The sequence below is a fragment of the Variovorax sp. Soil_C_17 genome, assembly GCF_057657265.1.
Map to the genome: position 1 here is coordinate 553948 of NZ_JBDGIT010000001.1, position 15860 is coordinate 569807.

The following is a 15860-nucleotide window of genomic DNA, read 5'->3' on the forward strand; positions in this document are numbered from 1 at the left end:
CCCGCCCCCTACCCCTTCTTTCCTTTCGCCTGCGCGGCCGGCGCCTCGCCGAGCGGCGGGAAAGGCGGCAGCGGCCGATGCGCCACCTCCCTGGCCGCCGCAGCGTCCATCCCCAGCCCGCGCAGCACGCACGTCGCCACCTCGCGGCCATGGTTCGGGGGCGCGAGCCCGAAGGCCACGCTGCGCATGGCCTGCGCGATGGTGCCGTTGATCATGTCCATCGCCGCAGCCTCGCTGGGAATTCGAAAAGCCTTCTGCTTCACCCCCAGCCGCAGGTCGGCCAGCACGTAGTCGCGGATCTCCAGCAGCAGCTCGGGCGCGGCGGCCGCCACGTCCAGTGTCATCAGCGCCCATTGCGGGCTTTGCTCGGCCAGCCAGATGTAGCGCTGGTTGCCGATGGCCATGCGCTGCGCGCCCTCGGCGATGCCCCGCTGGCTGTCGTCGATGCGACGGCACAGCGTGTCGGCGAGCAATAACGCCACCGCTCGCGCCACATCCTCCTTGGTCTTGAAGTGGTTGTAGACCGTGCCGGTGGTCATGCCCGCGACTGCTGCCAGCTCCTGCATCGTCGCACCGGCGAAGCCGCGCGCCGTGAACACGCGGATGGCCGCCTGCACCAGCTGGACCCGCGTCCGCTCGCGCTTGGGCAAGCCGGGCCGCGGGCGCCATACGCTCTCGGCCAGGGCATCTGGCAAAAGTGGTATTGACGGGTTTCCGAAATTCACAGCATCATTCATTTTTGTACATACCAACCATTTTTACTCGAACCGTCCACGAAAGAGAGTTTGCCATGTCCTCCGATCTGCGTCTCGCTTACCAGGTGTTCGAAGTGCGCCGCCCCGCGCGATGGGCGAGCTTCTGCCAGACCGGCCCGATCGCCCGCAGGGTTTACGGCGCGCCGGGCCGGGCGAAGGAGCTCGCATGATGTCGACAGGGGCACGCCGCTGGCTCAAGCGCTCCGCCGTGGCGCTGCTCGTCCTGGTCGCGCTCGCCGCCGCCGCGCTCTTCGCGGGCGAGCAGCTCGCGCGCCACAAGATGCAGCGCAAGCTCGATATCGCGGTCCAGCCCGTGGCCTACCGCGAGGACGCGGCGGCCGTCGAGCGCGGGCGCTATCTCTTCGCCTCGCGCGGCTGCGTCGACTGCCACGGCGCCCATGGCGACGGCCGCACCTTTCTCGACGACGGCAAGGGCATGCGCATAGCCGGCCCCAACATCAGCCCCGGCCCCGGCAGCGCGGTGGCCGGCTACGCGCCCGAGGACTGGGTGCGTGCCATCCGCCATGGCGTCGCCCGCGGCGGCCGGCCGCTGATGGTGATGCCCAGCGAGGACTACAACCGCCTGACCGACGAGGACCTGGCCTCGCTGGTGGCGTACATCCGAAAGCTCGCGCCCGTGCAGGGCGGTGCTGCCGTGGTCGAGCTGCCGCTGCCGGTGCGTGCCCTCTACGGATTCGGCCTCGTGCACGATGCCGCCGCCAAGATCGACCACGCGCTGCCGCCGGCCCAGCCCGTTGCCGATGGCGTGAACGTGGCGCATGGCGCCTATGTCGCCAACATGTGCCTGGGCTGCCACGGCCCCAAGCTGGCGGGCGGCAAGATCCCCGGCGGCCCGCCCGACTGGCCGGCCGCGGCCAGACTCACGCCCGGCGAAGGCAATGCGATGCCGCGCTATCCCGATGCCGACGCCTTCGCGCGCATGTTCAAGACCGGCAAACGGCCCGACGGCACGCCGATCAAGGTCATGCCTTTCGGGTCTCTCGGCCAGATGAACGACACCGACGTGCGGGCGCTCTTTCTCTACCTGAAGAGCTTGCCGCCGGGCTGAGCGCCCGATCTTCGCGGCCGGCCAAGGCCGCCGCGGCGGCGCCCCGGCGTGCCGCCCGTGCCCGCGCGGTTCTCGACGATCGCGCTGGCGTTGAGCGCCGCCCCCAGCTCGCAGTTGAAAGCGTCCGCCACCGCGTCCTGCACTTTGCCGGTGCCGGTGCCGGTGCCGGTGCCAAAGCACCAGTTTCCATTTCAACCTGTTCTAGAAATCGAGTCCTTGCTTTCACTAAATCTGACAAATTGTCTCGCCGCAGAAAGGATCATTCACTGACTGCATAAGATCGGCCGCCTCAGAAACCCAAGAGGAAAAAAATGAGAGCTCTGATCTTGCTCGCCGTCTTCATGTTTTCGATGGCAGGCCTTGCCAATTCTGCGAATATCTATCCAGATCAGGTCATTTACAAAGGCCAATCCCTGTCCTCGGACGACGGTCGATATCGGCTGATCATGCAAGGCGACGGCAATCTCGTTTATTACAGAACGTCCGACTGGTCTGCTCGTTGGTGGACCTCCACACACACGACTGGCGGGCATCTGGCCGTCATGCAAGGGGATGGGAATTTTGTCATATACGATGTTAATTGGAGGCCACTCTGGCAAACAGGCACCAATGGTCGTCCAGGCGCGTTCATTGCCGCACAGAGCGACGGCAATCTGGTGGTTTATCAAAATGGGCAAGCGTTGTGGAATATTGGAGCTGATACTCCACAGATCCAGGATCCGAAATATCAAGGCGATGTGGTGGGCCGCAACATGGAAACCAACATGCCCTACTCGGCGCTTGGTCACATTGGATTATTTGACGGCGCCGGGGGTATTTACGAAGTACTCAATGATGGCAAACCCAACGCCGTTGCATTCAACACGCTCGACAATTTCAAGCAAAGATCCTACAACGGATACTGGGGTGGAGCTTCCCCCAAGATTCCTGATTTCTATGGGATCGGCTGCTTCAATGACTATTGCGGCACCTCAGGTTATCAAACCGTGCATATAAGGCGGGCGATGGTGCTGCGAGCATTTCAAATTCTGGCGATCGGAGCAAAATACACATACTTTACCGCCTCGACGTCTGCAATGCCCAGGACGCAAAATTCGTCGGCAAAGCAAGGCCTTTATCGTTGCGATACCTACTTGCTGGACATCTACAAGGCTTTGTACCTCAACCCCACCAATGCGAATGGCTACGTCATCAATGTCTTGGCCCCCGAGCATGCTGCAATAGAGCGCTGGCTGACGTTCACGGAGGGATATCTACAGCTACTGGTGACCCCGCGAGCCATTTTTGACAAACTCAAAAACTATGCGGGGTGACACATGGGTAAATCGCTCTGGATTCTTTTCGCAATCGCCATCCTGGCGACGGCCCTCCTGCTCCATCAGAACACGTCTTGGCAGGCCACCGCTGACCCGCACAACGGTGGCGCGAGCGAAGCGCGTCAATCGAAGCCTTCGCGTTCGGATGGCGCTGCCAAGTACAAGGCCAACGTCACCATCGCTGCCGCCGGAATAGATGAACACCATCCATTGCAATCTTACAAACCACGGCCAGGACTCGCAGGCCGTGGAGCGCTGGACGAGATCGACGTCAAAGGCGTTGCGGCCACGGCGCAATCAGTGAGCCTCGCGCGTGGGCTCTTGCATGGCGGGACGCTAAGTCCTGACGAAAGAATTCCAATGATTCGAATTTTGGCAAGCCTTCACAATCGCGAAAATACAACGGGCGCGAACGACGACATTGCGCTCGATTTAAAGGTCTTGGCGAGCGATCCCGACAAACAAGTCGCCGCTCAGGCCGCAACAAGCTATGCGCGACTCGACTACTTGCCGGGCACCGAAGTCGTGCTGAAGAAGGCGCTTGAAAACGGGGCCCTCGATACCGATGCATATTTTCAGGAGCTGGCCCATCTGGTGCCCGGCGCACCACTGGACAAGAAAAAAGAATTCCTGGCAGAAATCCGCGCCGCCGGTAGCCAGATCGGCCGCGATGTCCTTGTCATGGCCCTCAACAGCGGCGAGGAGTTCAACGCCGTGTCGTTTCTGAAAACATCCGAAGACATGGCCGAGTTCCTGCGCGAAACGGAGCCCCAATTTGGCCCGCTCGTGGGGTTGGGCCTTGGGGATGCCGTTCGCCACACCGAATGGCTGCGCGCCAGCGCCGCCATCGAGAGCCACAAGACCGGACGCAGCATCGACGAGTTCATCCTTGCGAGATTGAGCCGGCCAAACACCGACGAGCGCAAGGTCATGAGCTTTCTTATCTCCCCCCAAGCGGGCCCCATGCTGGCAGCGGCCGCGCCCGACTCGCCCGTTCAAAAGCTCGTCGCCGTCGCGCAGGTCTATTCCTCTCAGAGCCCCCAGAACGAAAACATGGCCGCCATGGTGCAGGCGATCAGGGCGCAGATGAAGAACCCGCCGCCCCCGCCCCCGCCGGTCGTTCTCATGCCGCCCACCGGTCCCGCCGTCGGGCCGAGCCCGGCCCCTCCGGGATATCCCATGTACGTTGCTCCACCGCGGCAATAGCCGCTCTCCGCGGCTTCCCGCCGCCTAGTCGATCTTCGCCCCCGATGCCTTGACCACCGCGCCCATGGTCTCCCAGTCCGCCCGCAGCAGCTTCTGGAAGTCCGCCGTGCTCGAGCTGCGCGGCTCGATGCCCAGGCGCGTGAGGCGCTCCTGCATGGCGGGCTCGGCGATCACCCTGGCGATCGCCGCATGGAGCTTCTCGACTTCGGCAGGGGGCGTGCCGGCGGGCGCGAGCACGCCGATCCAGGAGTCGAATTGGTAGCCCGGCAGGCCGCTCTCGTGCGCGGTCGGCAAGTTGGGCAGGAAGGGGCTGCGCACCTTGCCGGTGGAGGCCAGCGGCTTGATGCGCGCATCGCTTTGCAGCCCCATCACGCCGATGCTCGACGAGGTGACGGCCTGCACGCGCCCGGCCAGCAGCTCGTTCACCGCCTCGCCGGTGGACTTCATCGGGATGTGCGTCATCTGCAGCCCGGCCTTGGCGAGGAAGGAGGCCATGGCCAGGTGCGTGGCGCTGCCGTTGCCGGCCGAGGCGTAGTTGTACTTGCCGGGATGCGCCTTGACCTCGCGGATGAACTCGGCCGTGTTCGCCACCTTGAGGTCGCTCGAGGCCACGACCACGTAGCCGGCGTTGCCGATCTCGGCCACGCCGACGAAGTCCTTGAGCGGGTCGTAGGGAAGCTTGTTGTAGAGGTGGCCGGCAATGTGGTGGCTGGCCGCCGCCAGGATGAGCGTGTTGCCGTCCGCCGGCGCCTTGGCCACGAGCGCTGCGCCCACCGTGCCGCCGGCGCCCGCGCGGTTCTCGACGATCACGCTGGCGTTGAGCGCCGCCCCCAGCTCGCTGTTGAAGGCACGCGCCACCGTGTCCTGCACGGCGCCGGTGCCGAAGGGCACCACCATGCGGATCACACGCTGTTGCTGCTGCGCCTGCGCGCGGCCGAGGCCCGCCAGCGCGGGCAGGCCGGCGGCGAGAAGGACCAGGGAACGTCGATTGGAGGAGAAGGACATCGTCGCGGCCGCTTTCGTGGTGAAGGGATTCAGGGAACGACCGGGAGCCAGCGCTCCACCAGCTTCACGAAGTAGCTGGCACCGATCGGGATGATCTCGTCGTTGAAGTCGAAGGAGGTGTTGTGGATGATGCACGGCCCCGGCCCGTGCCCGGCGAGCCGGTGGTCGCCGTCGCCATTGCCGAGGAAGGCGTAGCAGCCCGGCCGCGCCAGCAGCATGTGGGCGAAGTCCTCGGCGCCCATGACGGCCGGGAAGTCGTCGGTGACCATCTGCTCGCCCACCACCTCGCGCATCACGGCGGCGGCGAAGCGGGCTTCGTCGCGGTGGTTCACCACCGGCGGCGAGGCGCGCACGAAGCTCACCTCGGCGCTGCACTCGTGGGCCAGCGCGACGTGCTCGGCCAGCGTGCGCAGGCGCTGCTCGATGCGGTCGAGTGCGGGAATCGAGAAGGTGCGCACCGTGCCGCCGACCGAGGCGAGGTCCGGGATCACGTTGGGCGCGTCGGAACCCTGCAGCTGCGTGACCGCGACCAGCGCGCGCTCGGTGCTGGCGACGTTGCGCGGCACGATGGTCTGCAGCTGCTGGGCCAGCGCGATCACCGCGCCGACCGGGTCCACGCCCGTGTGCGGCATCGATGCGTGCGTGCCGCGCCCGCGCAGCGTGACCTTGTAGGTGTTGCTCGAGGCCATCAGCGCGCCCTCGTTGAGCGCGAAGCGGCCGACCTCGCCGACCGGGAAGTTGTGCAGCGCGAAGACGGCGTCGCACGGGAAGCGTTCGAAGAGCCCGTCCTCGATCATCTTCTTCGCGCCCGCCTTGCCCATCTCTTCGGCCGGCTGGAAGATGAAGTTGACCGTGCCGTCGAACCGGCTGCCCTGCTGCGCGAGGTGCCAGGCGGCAGCCAGCAGCATGGTGGTGTGGCCGTCGTGGCCGCAGGCATGCATGCGGCCGTCGTGCGTGGAGCGGTGCGCGAACTGGTTGGCCTCGTGCAGCGGCAGCGCGTCCATGTCGGCGCGCAGCCCGATGCTGCGCGTGCCGCTGCCCCGGCGCAGAACGCCGACCAGGCCGGTGCCGGCGATGCCGCGATGCACCTCGATGCCCCACTCGGCCAGCAGTCTGGCCACCTTGTCGGAGGTCCGGTGTTCCTCGAAGCCCAGCTCGGGGTGGGCATGGATGTCGCGGCGGATGTCGACGAAGCGGGTGAAGTCGGCGAAGGAGTCGGCGAGGTTCATGGGGAGGCGGGCGGGAAGTTCGCCACGCATTCTGGACCAGCCTGGGGGTCGCGGTCCGCGGCGCCCTCAAAACGCTACCTCTCAGTTCCGCGGAATCTGACCAATTGTCTCGTCGTGAAAAGGATCGTCCTCCGCACCCCTAAGATCCGGCGCACCAAAAATCTCAGGGGAAAAAATGAGAGTTCTGATCGTATTTACAGTTTTTATGTTTTGGATGATCGGTCTTGCCAATTCTGCGAATTTATATCCCGATCAGGTAATTTATAAAGGCCAGTCTCTTTCCTCGGACGATGGTCGATATCAGCTGGTGATGCAACATGACGGCAATCTCGTGTACTACAGAACGTCAGATTGGTCCGCACGCTGGCATACTTCTACGCAGAACAGAGGCGGCCACCTTGCCGTCATGCAGCGAGATGGTAATTTTGTTGTTTACGACATTTACTGGAACGCGCTGTGGCATACAGGTACCTATGGCCGTCCGGGCGCATACATCGCCGCACAGACCGATGGCAATCTCGTAATCTACCAAAATGGCCAGCCACTCTGGAATATCGGTGTCGACACAGTGGTCCAAGATCCAAAATATCGGGCTGATGTGGTCGGCCGCAACATGGAAAACAACATGCCCTATGCATGGCTTGGGCACATAGGTTTATATGATGGATTGGGGGGCGTCTACGAAGTCTTGAATGATGGAAAGCCTAACGCCGTTGCGTACAACACCCTCATCAATTTCAAGCAGCGGGCCTACAACGGATACTGGGGAGCGGCCGCTCCGAAGATCCCTGATTACTTTGTTACCGGCTGCTTCGCAGACTATTGCGGCCCGTCATCTTATAAAACCGTCGATGCCAGATTTGGAATGGCACTACGCGCATTTCAAATCCTCGCAATTGGTGCGGAATATACGCATCTTGCACAATATGCGCCCGCGACGCCCCGATATCCAGATCGCTCCACGCGGCAGGGTACATATCGATGCGACACTTATATATTAAACATTTTTAATGCTTATGAGGCGAACATCACAGACGCCTATGGCACTCCAATAAACATACCCGCGCTTTCCCTTAACCATCCGATACGACGCTGGATCAATTTCACCATGGAATTGAGAACCGTGATAACCCCATTGAGCATCTTTAACAAGCTGAAAGCCTATGCCGGTTAAATTAGCATGAAAAAGTTGTTTCCACCTCTCCTCGGCGTAACCGGCCTTCTAGCAGTTGTGCTTATTCTTTATCGTATCGACCATACACCAGCGGCCATTGTTCTTCCCAGCAATCAGAGCTACGCCGATATTCCTGTATCGCCAAGCACGCCAGGAGCAGGCGGCGCCATGAAATACAAGGCCGATCTCGTCATCGCGGCCTCAAAAACAGATGAACAAAATCCTCTGCATTCCTACAAGCCGCGACCGGGGCTGGAAGGCCGCAATGCGATGGATGAAATCTACTTTAAAGGCGTTCCCGCTACGGCTCAATCGGTGAATCTTGCACGCGCCCTTTTGCATGGCGGCACTCTGAGTTCTGACGAGAAAATTCCGCTTATTCGGATATTGGCCGACCTTCACAACAAAGAAAATACAACGGGCGCAAACAATGATATTGCGTTCGATCTGAAGATTTTGGCTGCCGACCCAGACAAGCAACTTGCCGCCCAGGCAGCGATCAAATACGCGCGGCTGGACTATCAGATTGGAACGGAATTGGTGTTGAAAAAGGCCCTGGAGAATGGAGCATTGGATATCGACACGTATTTTCAGGAGCTGGCTCATCTGATTCCCAGCTCCCCTAAAGAAAAACAAAAAGAGTTTCTTGCAGAAATTCGGGGCGCAGGCAACCTGATGGGCCGCGATGTCCTCGTCATGGCCCTCAACAGCGGAGAAGAGTTCAACGCCGTGTCGTTCCTCAAATCGTCCGAAGATATGGCCGAACTGCTGCGCGCCACAGAGCCGCCGTTCGGCCCGACCGTTGGGCTCGGCCTCGGGCAAGCGGTTCGCTACACGGAATGGTTGCGCGCCAGTGCCGCGATCGAAAGCCACAAGACCGGGCGCAGCATCGACGAGGTCATCATCGGGAGATTGAGTCGAGGGAATGCTTGGGGGCTAGCGCCGCGGTGGAGGGACGTACATGGGATACCCCGGCGGGGCTGGGCTCGGGCCGATCAACGGGCCGGTCGGCGGCATCGCGACAAGCGGCGGAGGTGGGGGCGGAGGGTGCTTCATTCGCGATCTGATCTCCTTCACGAACTCGATCATCGTCAGGTTGCCCGGACTCTGTGCGGAATAGATCTGTGCCACGTCGACGAGCTTCTGAATCGGCGAATCGGGCGCGGCAGCCGCCAGCATGGGGCCTGCCTGGGGCGAAATGAGGCGAAGCGCAAAGCACCCATTCACCGCTTGGCGAAGCACGTCACGTGCCCCTACGATCTCACCCACTCGATCGTCAAAGGAGGGCACCACGATGAGCAACGAACTGCGCAGGAAGCTGCACGAGCTTCAGGAACTCTCGAACAACGCGCCCGATCCGGCGACGCGCGCGATCATCGAAGCCATCCGGCTTCAGACCGCGGTGCTCAACGAGCGCCTGTTCGCCGTCGAGCTTCAGTTGGCGGAGGTGCTCAAGCGCAGCGGGACTCAGCCCCTGCCTTGAGCAGCCGCTGCGCTCAGTGGGCGGCTGCGTTGCGCTTGCGCGTGGCAGCGGCCTTCTTGGCCGAGGCCGAACGCTGGGCCGCCGTGCGGCCGGCCGAAGCCGCACCGCCCTTGTGCCCGCCCTTGCGCGAGGGCGCGTGGTTCTCGGCCTTGCCGCGGCCGGAGCCGCTCTTCTTGCCGCCGCCGCTCTCGGCGTTCACCGTGGCCCACGCGCGGCGCTCGGCTTCCTTCTCGCCCACGCCGCGCTTCTCGTAGCCTTCCTCGATGTGCTCGGCCTTGCGCTTCTGCTTGTCCGTATAGGACGATTTGTCACCTCTGGGCATGTGTCACTCCTTGAATGCGGGTGAGGCCCGCATCCTGCGCGCGTGAAGGCTCACGAAGGTAGGCGCGGGGAGGCTCTGTGCGTCAGAGCGCTCCGGCGCAGCGGCAAGCCGGGCAATTCAGCGTTTGTCGCGCGCCATGCGCTCCGCTTCCTCGAGCTGGGCCGCATCGGTGCCGATGTCGGGAATGCCGGGCTGGCCCGTGCCGTCGTACAGGCGGCGTCCCATGCGGCTGCCGTGCAGCGGATCGTCCTGGCCCAGCGCGCGGTTCTGCTCGATGTTGCGGCCCGAGGCGGCGCCGCGGTCGCCGAGGCGGGCCTCGTTCTCTCCGAGCGGTCCGAGGGGCGCGGGGAGCGGGGTGGTGGTGTCGGTCATCGACATCTCCTTTCAGGGTTCATGGATCGTCACGTGATCGAAATCGATCGGTGCGACCAGCCTGCAACCCGCACCGTGCATTCGGCGCAGTCCGGCAGTCCGGGGCGCCGTAGGCGAATTCGCGCGCGCGGTCGCGGGGCGAATCTCGGCAGGGCCTTGGCGCGGCTTCCTACAGGGCCGTGCCGCCGCGGGCCCTAGCTTGGATCTCCCGACCACGAGGAGGCCGCATGAGCAGCACCACACCGACCGATCCCTTCCCCTTCCCGACCTCGGAGAAGCACGACGCCCCGGTCGAGCATCACAAGCCGGTGAAGGAAGAGCCGAGCGAGCAGGCGCTGGACAACGGCGTCGAGGAATCCTTCCCGGCCAGCGACCCGGTCTCGGTCACCGTGGACAAGGTCATCACGCCGAAGAAGAAGGAAGAGGCGCAGTAACCCGGGAACCTGCGCAGACTTCCAGCGGCTGCACCCGCCACCAGGCGGGCAGCAGCGCACGAATATCGTGCCGGGCGAAGCGATCGTCGAGCAGGTAGAGCACTCCCGCGTCCTGCTCCGTGCGAATGACGCGCCCGGCCGCCTGCACCACCTTCTGCAAGCCCGGATACACATAGGTGTAGGCATAGCCCTCGCCGAACAGCGCCTGCATGCGTTCGCGCATGCGTTCGTTGGCCGCGTTGTGCTGCGGCAGCCCCAGGCTGGCGACGAAGGCGCCGACCAGCCGGTCGCCGGGCAGGTCGATGCCCTCGCCGAAGGCGCCGCCCAGCACCGCGAAGCCGATGCCGCGCCCGCCCGGCGCGAAACGCGCCACGAAGGCCTCGCGCTCGGACTCGTGCATGCCTCGGGCCTGCGCCCAGGCCGGCACCTCGGGATGGCGCCGGGCAAAGGCCTCGTAGGCACTGCCCAAATATTCGAAGCTGCTGAAGAAGGCCAGGTAGTTGCCCGGCTGCTGCGCATACTGCGCGGCGATGATGCCGACCAGGCGCTCCAGCGAACGCGTGCGATCGCGAAAGCGCGTCGAGACATCCATCGCGATGTGCACCTTCAGCTGCTCGCTGCGGAAGGGCGAGCCCACGTCCAGCGTGGCCGTGTCCTCCGGCAGCCCCAGCATGTCGCCGTAGAAGGAAAACGGCGCCAGCGTCCCGGAAAAGCAGGTACTGCTGAGGCTGCCGGCGAAGCGCCCGCGAAGGAAGGGCGCGGGCACCAGGTTGCGGATGGCGAGCGCCTCGCGATGGCCGTCTTCTTCCAGCATGGACTCGAAGACCGAGTGCTCCCCGAAAGACTCGGCCAGTCGCGCGAACTGCACCAGGTCGAAGAAGCACTGCTGCAGCGCGCCCTGCGCGTCTTGCGGCTGCGCCGCGAAGTGGTCGCCGAGGCTGACCACCGCCTCCTGCAAGGCCCGCGCGAATCCGGCGGGGATGCCGTCCGAGGCGCGGTAGGCCTCGAGCTGCGTCTGCTGCTGCCGCCGCCACTCGCGCTGCAGCTTGCCCAGCGCCTTCTTGATCAGCGGAGGCGCCTGGCGGCGCACCGCGCCGAGCGCCGCCGCATCGAGCTGCGCGCTGTACATGCCCCGCGCCCGATCCAGCAGGTTGTGCGCCTCGTCGACCAGCACGGCCGCGCGCCATCCTTCCTCCTGCGTCAGCGCCCACAGGAAGGCGCTGGCGTCGAAGTAGTAGTTGTAGTCGCCGACGATGGCGTCGCTCCAGCGCGCCAGCTCCTGCGCGAGGAAGTAGGGGCAGACCTCGTGCGCCAGCGCGATGCGGCGCAGCGAGGCGCGATCCAGCCAGGCCGCGTCCACGGCCTCGGCACGCGCGGCGGGCAGGCGGTCGTAGAAGCCGCGCGCCAGCGGGCAGGACTCGCCGTGGCAGGCCTTGTCCGGGTGCTCGCAGACCTTCTCGCGCGCCGCCAGTTCCAGCACGCGCAGCGGCCGGCCCCCGCCGTCGCGCAGCAGCCGCAAGCCTTCCAGCGCGACCGCGCGGCCCGAGGTCTTGGCCGTGAGGAAGAAGAGCTTGTCGATGCGCTGCCGGAGCCCGGCCTTGAGCAATGGGAAGAGGGTGGCAACGGTCTTGCCGATGCCGGTGGGCGCCTGCGCAAGGAGGCAGCGTTCGGCGACGGCCGAGCGGTAGACCGCCCGGGCCAGCTCGCGTTGACCGGGCCTGAAGCCCGCGTGCGGGAAGGCCAGCGCTTCCAGCGCGGCATCGCGGGCCGCGCGGTGCGCGGCCTCCTGTTCGGCCCAGTCCAGGTAGCGGCCGCAGAGGGTCTCGAAATGCGCACGCAGGGCCTCTCGCGTCATCGTCTCGGCGAGCACATGCTCTTCGTCCGGGCCCAGGTCCAGGTAGACCAGCGCGACCTCGAGGCCGTCCAGGCCGCGCGCCTCGCACAGCATCCACGCGTAGCAGCGCGCCTGCGCCCAGTGCAGCGCGCGGTGGTTCGCGCGAATCGCCTCGAAGTCGCCGCGGAAGGTCTTGATCTCCTCCAGCCGGCGGCGCTGCGGGTCGTAGCCGTCGGCCCGGCCGCGCACCTGCAGACAGCCGAAGCGCGAACGCAGGCCCAGCTCGCTTTCGTAGTCCGCGCCGCGCCGGCCCTGCACCAGGCGGTGGCCGGCCACGCCTTCCTGCGCGCTGGGTGCGGGCACGAAGCGCAGGTCCAGGTCGCCGGCCCGGGCGGCGAAGGCGCACAGGGTCTTGACGGAGACCGCGAGTTCGGCGCCGGTCGCCGGCTCGGCGGGCGAAGAAGAAGAAGGATCGGCGGACATGGCAATCTGGATGAATATACAGTGACCGCCGTTCAAAGCCTCGTCCTACAGCAGCCCTCGCGCACCACGGACACACCCTGCCGGCGGCGCTTCTAGCGTGGTGACTCCCTCGATCAGGACACTTCAGGAGAGACCATCATGGCGAGTACCGACGGCAACGGCGCCGGCCAGGCCGCAGCGCAGTACCTGCAGGAACATGGCCTGGTGCTGGTGACCGCCGAGTCCTGCACCGCGGGACTGATCGCCTCGCGCCTGGCCTCGGCGCCGGGCGCGGGCAAAGTGCTCGAGTCGGCCTTCGTGGTGTACGACCCGAAGGCCAAGCACCGCCACCTCGGCGTCCGGCAGACGACGCTGGAGCGCTTCAACCTCACCAGCGAACCGGTGGCGCTGGAGATGGCGCGCGGCGCCCTCTCGCACAGCAGCGCCAACGTGGCGATCTCCAATACCGGGGTGGCGGACGACACCGACTCCGCCATCCCGGCCGGCACCCAGTGCTTCGCCTGGGCCTTCCGGGACGGCAACCGCACGCAGAGCTTCACCGAAACGAAGCGCTTCCACGGAGATCGCAACACGATCCGCGAAGCCGCCGCGGACTATGCGCTCCAGCGCCTCGCGCACTACCACCGCCGCTTCAAAAGCTGATGCTTCAGCCCACCGAGACGACGAACAGCGCCAGCGCAGCCGCCGCCATCGCGGCGGTGGCCAGCCAGCCCAGCAGCTTCCACTTGAGCGGCAGCACCATCGCCCCCATCACCTTGTGGCTGGTGGCCGCGATCATCACGGCCACCATCACCGGCACCGAGATGACGGCGTTGATCACCGCCGACCAGTACAGCGCCGAGATCGGATTCACCCCCGACAGCCCGATGGCCAGGCCGATGACCATGGCGGCGGCCAGGATGCCGTAGAAGCTGCGGCCCTCGGCCAGCGACAGGTCCAGGCCGCTGCGCACATGGAAGTAGCAGGCCACCGCATCCGCCGCCGAACCCGCGAGCACGGGCAGGGCCAGCAGGCCGGTGCCGACGATGCCGAGCGCGAACAGCAGGAAGGCGGCCTCGCCCGCAATGGGGCGCAAGGCCTCGGCCGCCTGCTCGGTGGTCTCGATATCGGTGATGCCGTGGGCATGCAGCGTGGCGGCCGTCGCGACGATCATGAAGAAAGCCACCAGGTTGGAGAAGCCCATGCCGACCGCCGTGTCGATGCGCAGCCGCCGCAGCTGGCCGCGAGCCTGCTCGGGCGCGACGCGCAGCGGCTGGTCGCGCGGCACGCGCTTGATTTCCTCCACCTCCTGCGCGGCTTGCCAGAAGAAGAGGTAGGGACTGATGGTGGTGCCCAGGATCGCGACCACCGTCGTCACGTAGTCCTTGTTCCATTCGATGGACGGCATGAAGGTGCCCTTCAGCGCCGCGGCCCAGTCCACGTCGACCGCGAACACCACCGCCACGTACGCGAAGAGCGAGAGCGTCAGCCACTTGAGCACGCGCACATAGCGCTCGTAGGGCAGGAAGACCTGCAGGAGCAAGGACACCAGCCCGAAGCCCAGCACATACCAGGCTGCGCTGCCCGGCAGCACCAGCGCGGCGGCGGCCCCCATCGCGTTGAGATCGGCTCCGAGGTTGATGACGTTGGCGGTCAGCAGCAGCAGCACCAGCGCGCCCACCAGCCAGCGCGGGCAGAACTGCGCGAAGTTCCCGACCAGGCTCCTGCCGGTGACGCGGCCGATGCGCGCGCTGGCGAGCTGGATGCCCACCATCAGCGGATAGGTGAAAAGCAGCGTCCAGCCGGCGGCGTAGCCCAGCTGCGCGCCGGCCTGCGAATAGGTGGCGATGCCGCTCGGGTCGTCGTCTGCTGCGCCTGTGATGAGGCCCGGTCCCAGCCGCTTCCACCATCGCTCCCGGCCTTTGCGGGTGCTGCTGGCAACGCTGAGGGGAGGGGTGCTCATGGCGCTTTTCGTGAACGGCGGGGTGCAGGCGATGGCGCAAGGTCGCCGGGCCGCATCGAGGGCCGGATAGGCGCCGGCCGCATCCCGCTGTGGGACGTCATCGAATCTGCAAGGGCGATGCGGCATCGGACGACATGAGGCTTCTCCCGGACTGGCTACGGTGAATTTCACCCCTTCATCTTCATCAGCAGGAGCCATTTCATGCCTTCGAACCGGGACACCCCCACCTCCGACACCAGCGAGGTCGCCGAGCAGCAGCGCAAGGTGCAGCGCGAGCAGGACGCCAAGGACCGCAAGGCGGGCGACGCCAAGCCCAGCAAGAAGCCCGTGCAGGCCGGCCACCGCCCGGAACCCGAAAACCCGATGCCGGCCCAGCACCTGAAGAAACCCGGCATCGAAGCCGACATGGACCTGCAGCCGCGCTTCCAGGCTTCGGGCTACCTGGGCAGCGGCAAGCTCGACGGCATGGTCGCGCTGGTGACGGGCGGCGACTCCGGCATCGGACGCGCGGTGGCGCTGCTCTATGCACGCGAGGGTGCGGACGTGGCCATCGTCTACCTCGAGGACGAGCAGGTCGATGCCGAGGAGACGCGCCGCTGCATCCACGAGGAGGGCCGGCACTGCGTGCTGATCCCCGGCGACGTGCGCGATCCGGACTTCTGCCGGCGCGCAGTGAAGGAAACCGTCGAGGCGTTCGGCAAGCTCGACATCCTTGTCAATAACGCCGCATTCCAGTTGCACGCGGTGAGCATCGAGGACATCACGGACGAGCGGCTGGACCTCACCTTCAAGACCAACATCTACGGCTACTTCCAGATGGCGCGCGCCGCGGTGCCGCACCTGCCGCGCGGCGGTTCGATCATCAACACCGGCTCGGTGACCGGGCTCGAGGGCAGCGCGCATCTGCTGGACTACTCGACCACCAAGGGCGCGATCCATGCGTTCACGAAGTCGCTCGCCAGCAACCTGCTGGACAAGGGCATTCGCGTCAACGCGGTGGCGCCGGGCCCGGTGTGGACGCCGCTCAATCCGGCGGACCGCTCGGCTGAAGAGGTGCAGCACTTCGGCAAGCAGACGGACATGAAGCGGCCCGCACAGCCCGAGGAGTTGTCGCCGGCGTACGTGTTCCTGGCCGCACCTTCGTGCGCGAGCTACATCACGGGCATCGTGCTGCCGGTCACCGGCAGCGTGGGCGCCGTGTAGCGCCGGCGCCCCTGCCGCGCCGATGCGCTGCGC

At 65.4% G+C, this 15860-nt stretch carries 18 protein-coding genes; 9 read left to right on the forward strand and 9 right to left on the reverse strand.

Annotation, left to right across the window (positions count from 1 at the left end):
• Positions 1-8: 8 nt before the first annotated feature.
• Positions 9-695 (reverse strand): TetR/AcrR family transcriptional regulator, encoded by a 687-nt coding sequence (locus AC3A6Y_RS02560; RefSeq protein WP_487866657.1) that lies wholly within the window; start codon positions 693-695, stop codon positions 9-11.
• 95 nt (positions 696-790) lie between these two features.
• Here AC3A6Y_RS02560 and AC3A6Y_RS02565 point away from each other — a divergent pair, with 95 nt between their 5' ends.
• Together AC3A6Y_RS02565 and AC3A6Y_RS02570 are read left to right on the forward strand one after the other, a co-directional pair.
• Positions 791-925, forward strand: a complete 135-nt coding sequence (locus tag AC3A6Y_RS02565; protein WP_487866658.1) for a hypothetical protein — start codon at positions 791-793, stop codon at positions 923-925.
• Entirely contained in the window at positions 925-1824 is a 900-nt protein-coding gene (locus AC3A6Y_RS02570) for a c-type cytochrome (protein ID WP_487866659.1), read from the forward strand. The genes AC3A6Y_RS02565 and AC3A6Y_RS02570 overlap by 1 nt, the downstream gene beginning before the upstream one ends.
• Here AC3A6Y_RS02570 and AC3A6Y_RS02575 read toward each other — a convergent pair.
• Positions 1797-1955 carry a hypothetical protein gene (locus AC3A6Y_RS02575; RefSeq protein ID WP_487866660.1) on the reverse strand — a complete coding sequence of 53 codons (159 nt, stop codon included), beginning with the start codon at positions 1953-1955 and terminating at the stop codon, positions 1797-1799. The genes AC3A6Y_RS02570 and AC3A6Y_RS02575 overlap by 28 nt on opposite strands.
• A 180-nt stretch (positions 1956-2135) precedes the next feature.
• Between AC3A6Y_RS02575 and AC3A6Y_RS02580 the strand changes: the two genes are divergently transcribed.
• Both AC3A6Y_RS02580 and AC3A6Y_RS02585 read left to right on the forward strand, forming a co-directional pair.
• On the forward strand, positions 2136-3137 hold the full coding sequence (locus AC3A6Y_RS02580) for a hypothetical protein (RefSeq protein WP_487866661.1): 1002 nt from the start codon (positions 2136-2138) through the stop codon (positions 3135-3137).
• Positions 3138-3140: 3 nt separating this feature from the next.
• Positions 3141-4346, forward strand: a complete 1206-nt coding sequence (locus AC3A6Y_RS02585) for a hypothetical protein (RefSeq protein WP_487866662.1) — start codon at positions 3141-3143, stop codon at positions 4344-4346.
• Positions 4347-4370: 24 nt separating this feature from the next.
• On the opposite strand, the gene AC3A6Y_RS02590 is transcribed toward AC3A6Y_RS02585, so the two are convergent.
• Complete coding sequence (locus AC3A6Y_RS02590; protein ID WP_487866663.1) at positions 4371-5351, reverse strand: tripartite tricarboxylate transporter substrate-binding protein; 981 nt, start codon at positions 5349-5351, stop codon at positions 4371-4373.
• A 29-nt stretch (positions 5352-5380) separates the two neighbouring features.
• Positions 5381-6580: a M20 aminoacylase family protein gene (locus AC3A6Y_RS02595; RefSeq protein ID WP_487866664.1), complete on the reverse strand. Its 1200-nt coding sequence runs from the start codon at positions 6578-6580 to the stop codon at positions 5381-5383.
• A gap of 175 nt (positions 6581-6755) precedes the next feature.
• Between AC3A6Y_RS02595 and AC3A6Y_RS02600 the strand changes: the two genes are divergently transcribed.
• Positions 6756-7754 (forward strand): hypothetical protein, encoded by a 999-nt coding sequence (locus tag AC3A6Y_RS02600; protein WP_487866665.1) that lies wholly within the window; start codon positions 6756-6758, stop codon positions 7752-7754.
• Between the two features lie 201 nt (positions 7755-7955).
• Here AC3A6Y_RS02600 and AC3A6Y_RS02605 read toward each other — a convergent pair whose 3' ends face one another.
• On the reverse strand, positions 7956-8627 hold the full coding sequence (locus AC3A6Y_RS02605) for a hypothetical protein (protein WP_487866666.1): 672 nt from the start codon (positions 8625-8627) through the stop codon (positions 7956-7958).
• A 421-nt stretch (positions 8628-9048) separates the two neighbouring features.
• Here AC3A6Y_RS02605 and AC3A6Y_RS02610 point away from each other — a divergent pair, with 421 nt between their 5' ends.
• Positions 9049-9237 carry a hypothetical protein gene (locus AC3A6Y_RS02610; protein WP_487866667.1) on the forward strand — a complete coding sequence of 63 codons (189 nt, stop codon included), beginning with the start codon at positions 9049-9051 and terminating at the stop codon, positions 9235-9237.
• A 13-nt stretch (positions 9238-9250) separates the two neighbouring features.
• On the opposite strand, the gene AC3A6Y_RS02615 is transcribed toward AC3A6Y_RS02610, so the two are convergent.
• Together AC3A6Y_RS02615 and AC3A6Y_RS02620 are read right to left on the reverse strand one after the other, a co-directional pair.
• Positions 9251-9559: a plasmid stabilization protein gene (locus tag AC3A6Y_RS02615; RefSeq protein ID WP_487866668.1), complete on the reverse strand. Its 309-nt coding sequence runs from the start codon at positions 9557-9559 to the stop codon at positions 9251-9253.
• A gap of 117 nt (positions 9560-9676) precedes the next feature.
• The gene (locus tag AC3A6Y_RS02620) at positions 9677-9931 is read right to left on the reverse strand and encodes a hypothetical protein (RefSeq protein WP_106556102.1); all 255 of its coding nucleotides are present in this window, start codon (positions 9929-9931) and stop codon (positions 9677-9679) included.
• A 227-nt stretch (positions 9932-10158) separates the two neighbouring features.
• Here AC3A6Y_RS02620 and AC3A6Y_RS02625 point away from each other — a divergent pair, with 227 nt between their 5' ends.
• Entirely contained in the window at positions 10159-10365 is a 207-nt protein-coding gene (locus AC3A6Y_RS02625; protein ID WP_487866669.1) for a hypothetical protein, read from the forward strand.
• On the opposite strand, the gene AC3A6Y_RS02630 is transcribed toward AC3A6Y_RS02625, so the two are convergent.
• Positions 10334-12682, reverse strand: coding sequence for a helicase C-terminal domain-containing protein (locus AC3A6Y_RS02630; RefSeq protein ID WP_487866670.1), 2349 nt, complete (start codon positions 12680-12682; stop codon positions 10334-10336). The genes AC3A6Y_RS02625 and AC3A6Y_RS02630 overlap by 32 nt on opposite strands.
• A gap of 138 nt (positions 12683-12820) precedes the next feature.
• Here AC3A6Y_RS02630 and AC3A6Y_RS02635 point away from each other — a divergent pair, with 138 nt between their 5' ends.
• On the forward strand, positions 12821-13324 hold the full coding sequence (locus AC3A6Y_RS02635; protein ID WP_487866671.1) for a CinA family protein: 504 nt from the start codon (positions 12821-12823) through the stop codon (positions 13322-13324).
• A gap of 4 nt (positions 13325-13328) precedes the next feature.
• On the opposite strand, the gene AC3A6Y_RS02640 is transcribed toward AC3A6Y_RS02635, so the two are convergent.
• Positions 13329-14624: an Nramp family divalent metal transporter gene (locus AC3A6Y_RS02640; protein ID WP_487866672.1), complete on the reverse strand. Its 1296-nt coding sequence runs from the start codon at positions 14622-14624 to the stop codon at positions 13329-13331.
• Between the two features lie 201 nt (positions 14625-14825).
• Here AC3A6Y_RS02640 and AC3A6Y_RS02645 point away from each other — a divergent pair, with 201 nt between their 5' ends.
• The gene (locus AC3A6Y_RS02645) at positions 14826-15827 is read left to right on the forward strand and encodes an SDR family oxidoreductase (RefSeq protein ID WP_487866673.1); all 1002 of its coding nucleotides are present in this window, start codon (positions 14826-14828) and stop codon (positions 15825-15827) included.
• Positions 15828-15860 lie beyond the last annotated feature (33 nt).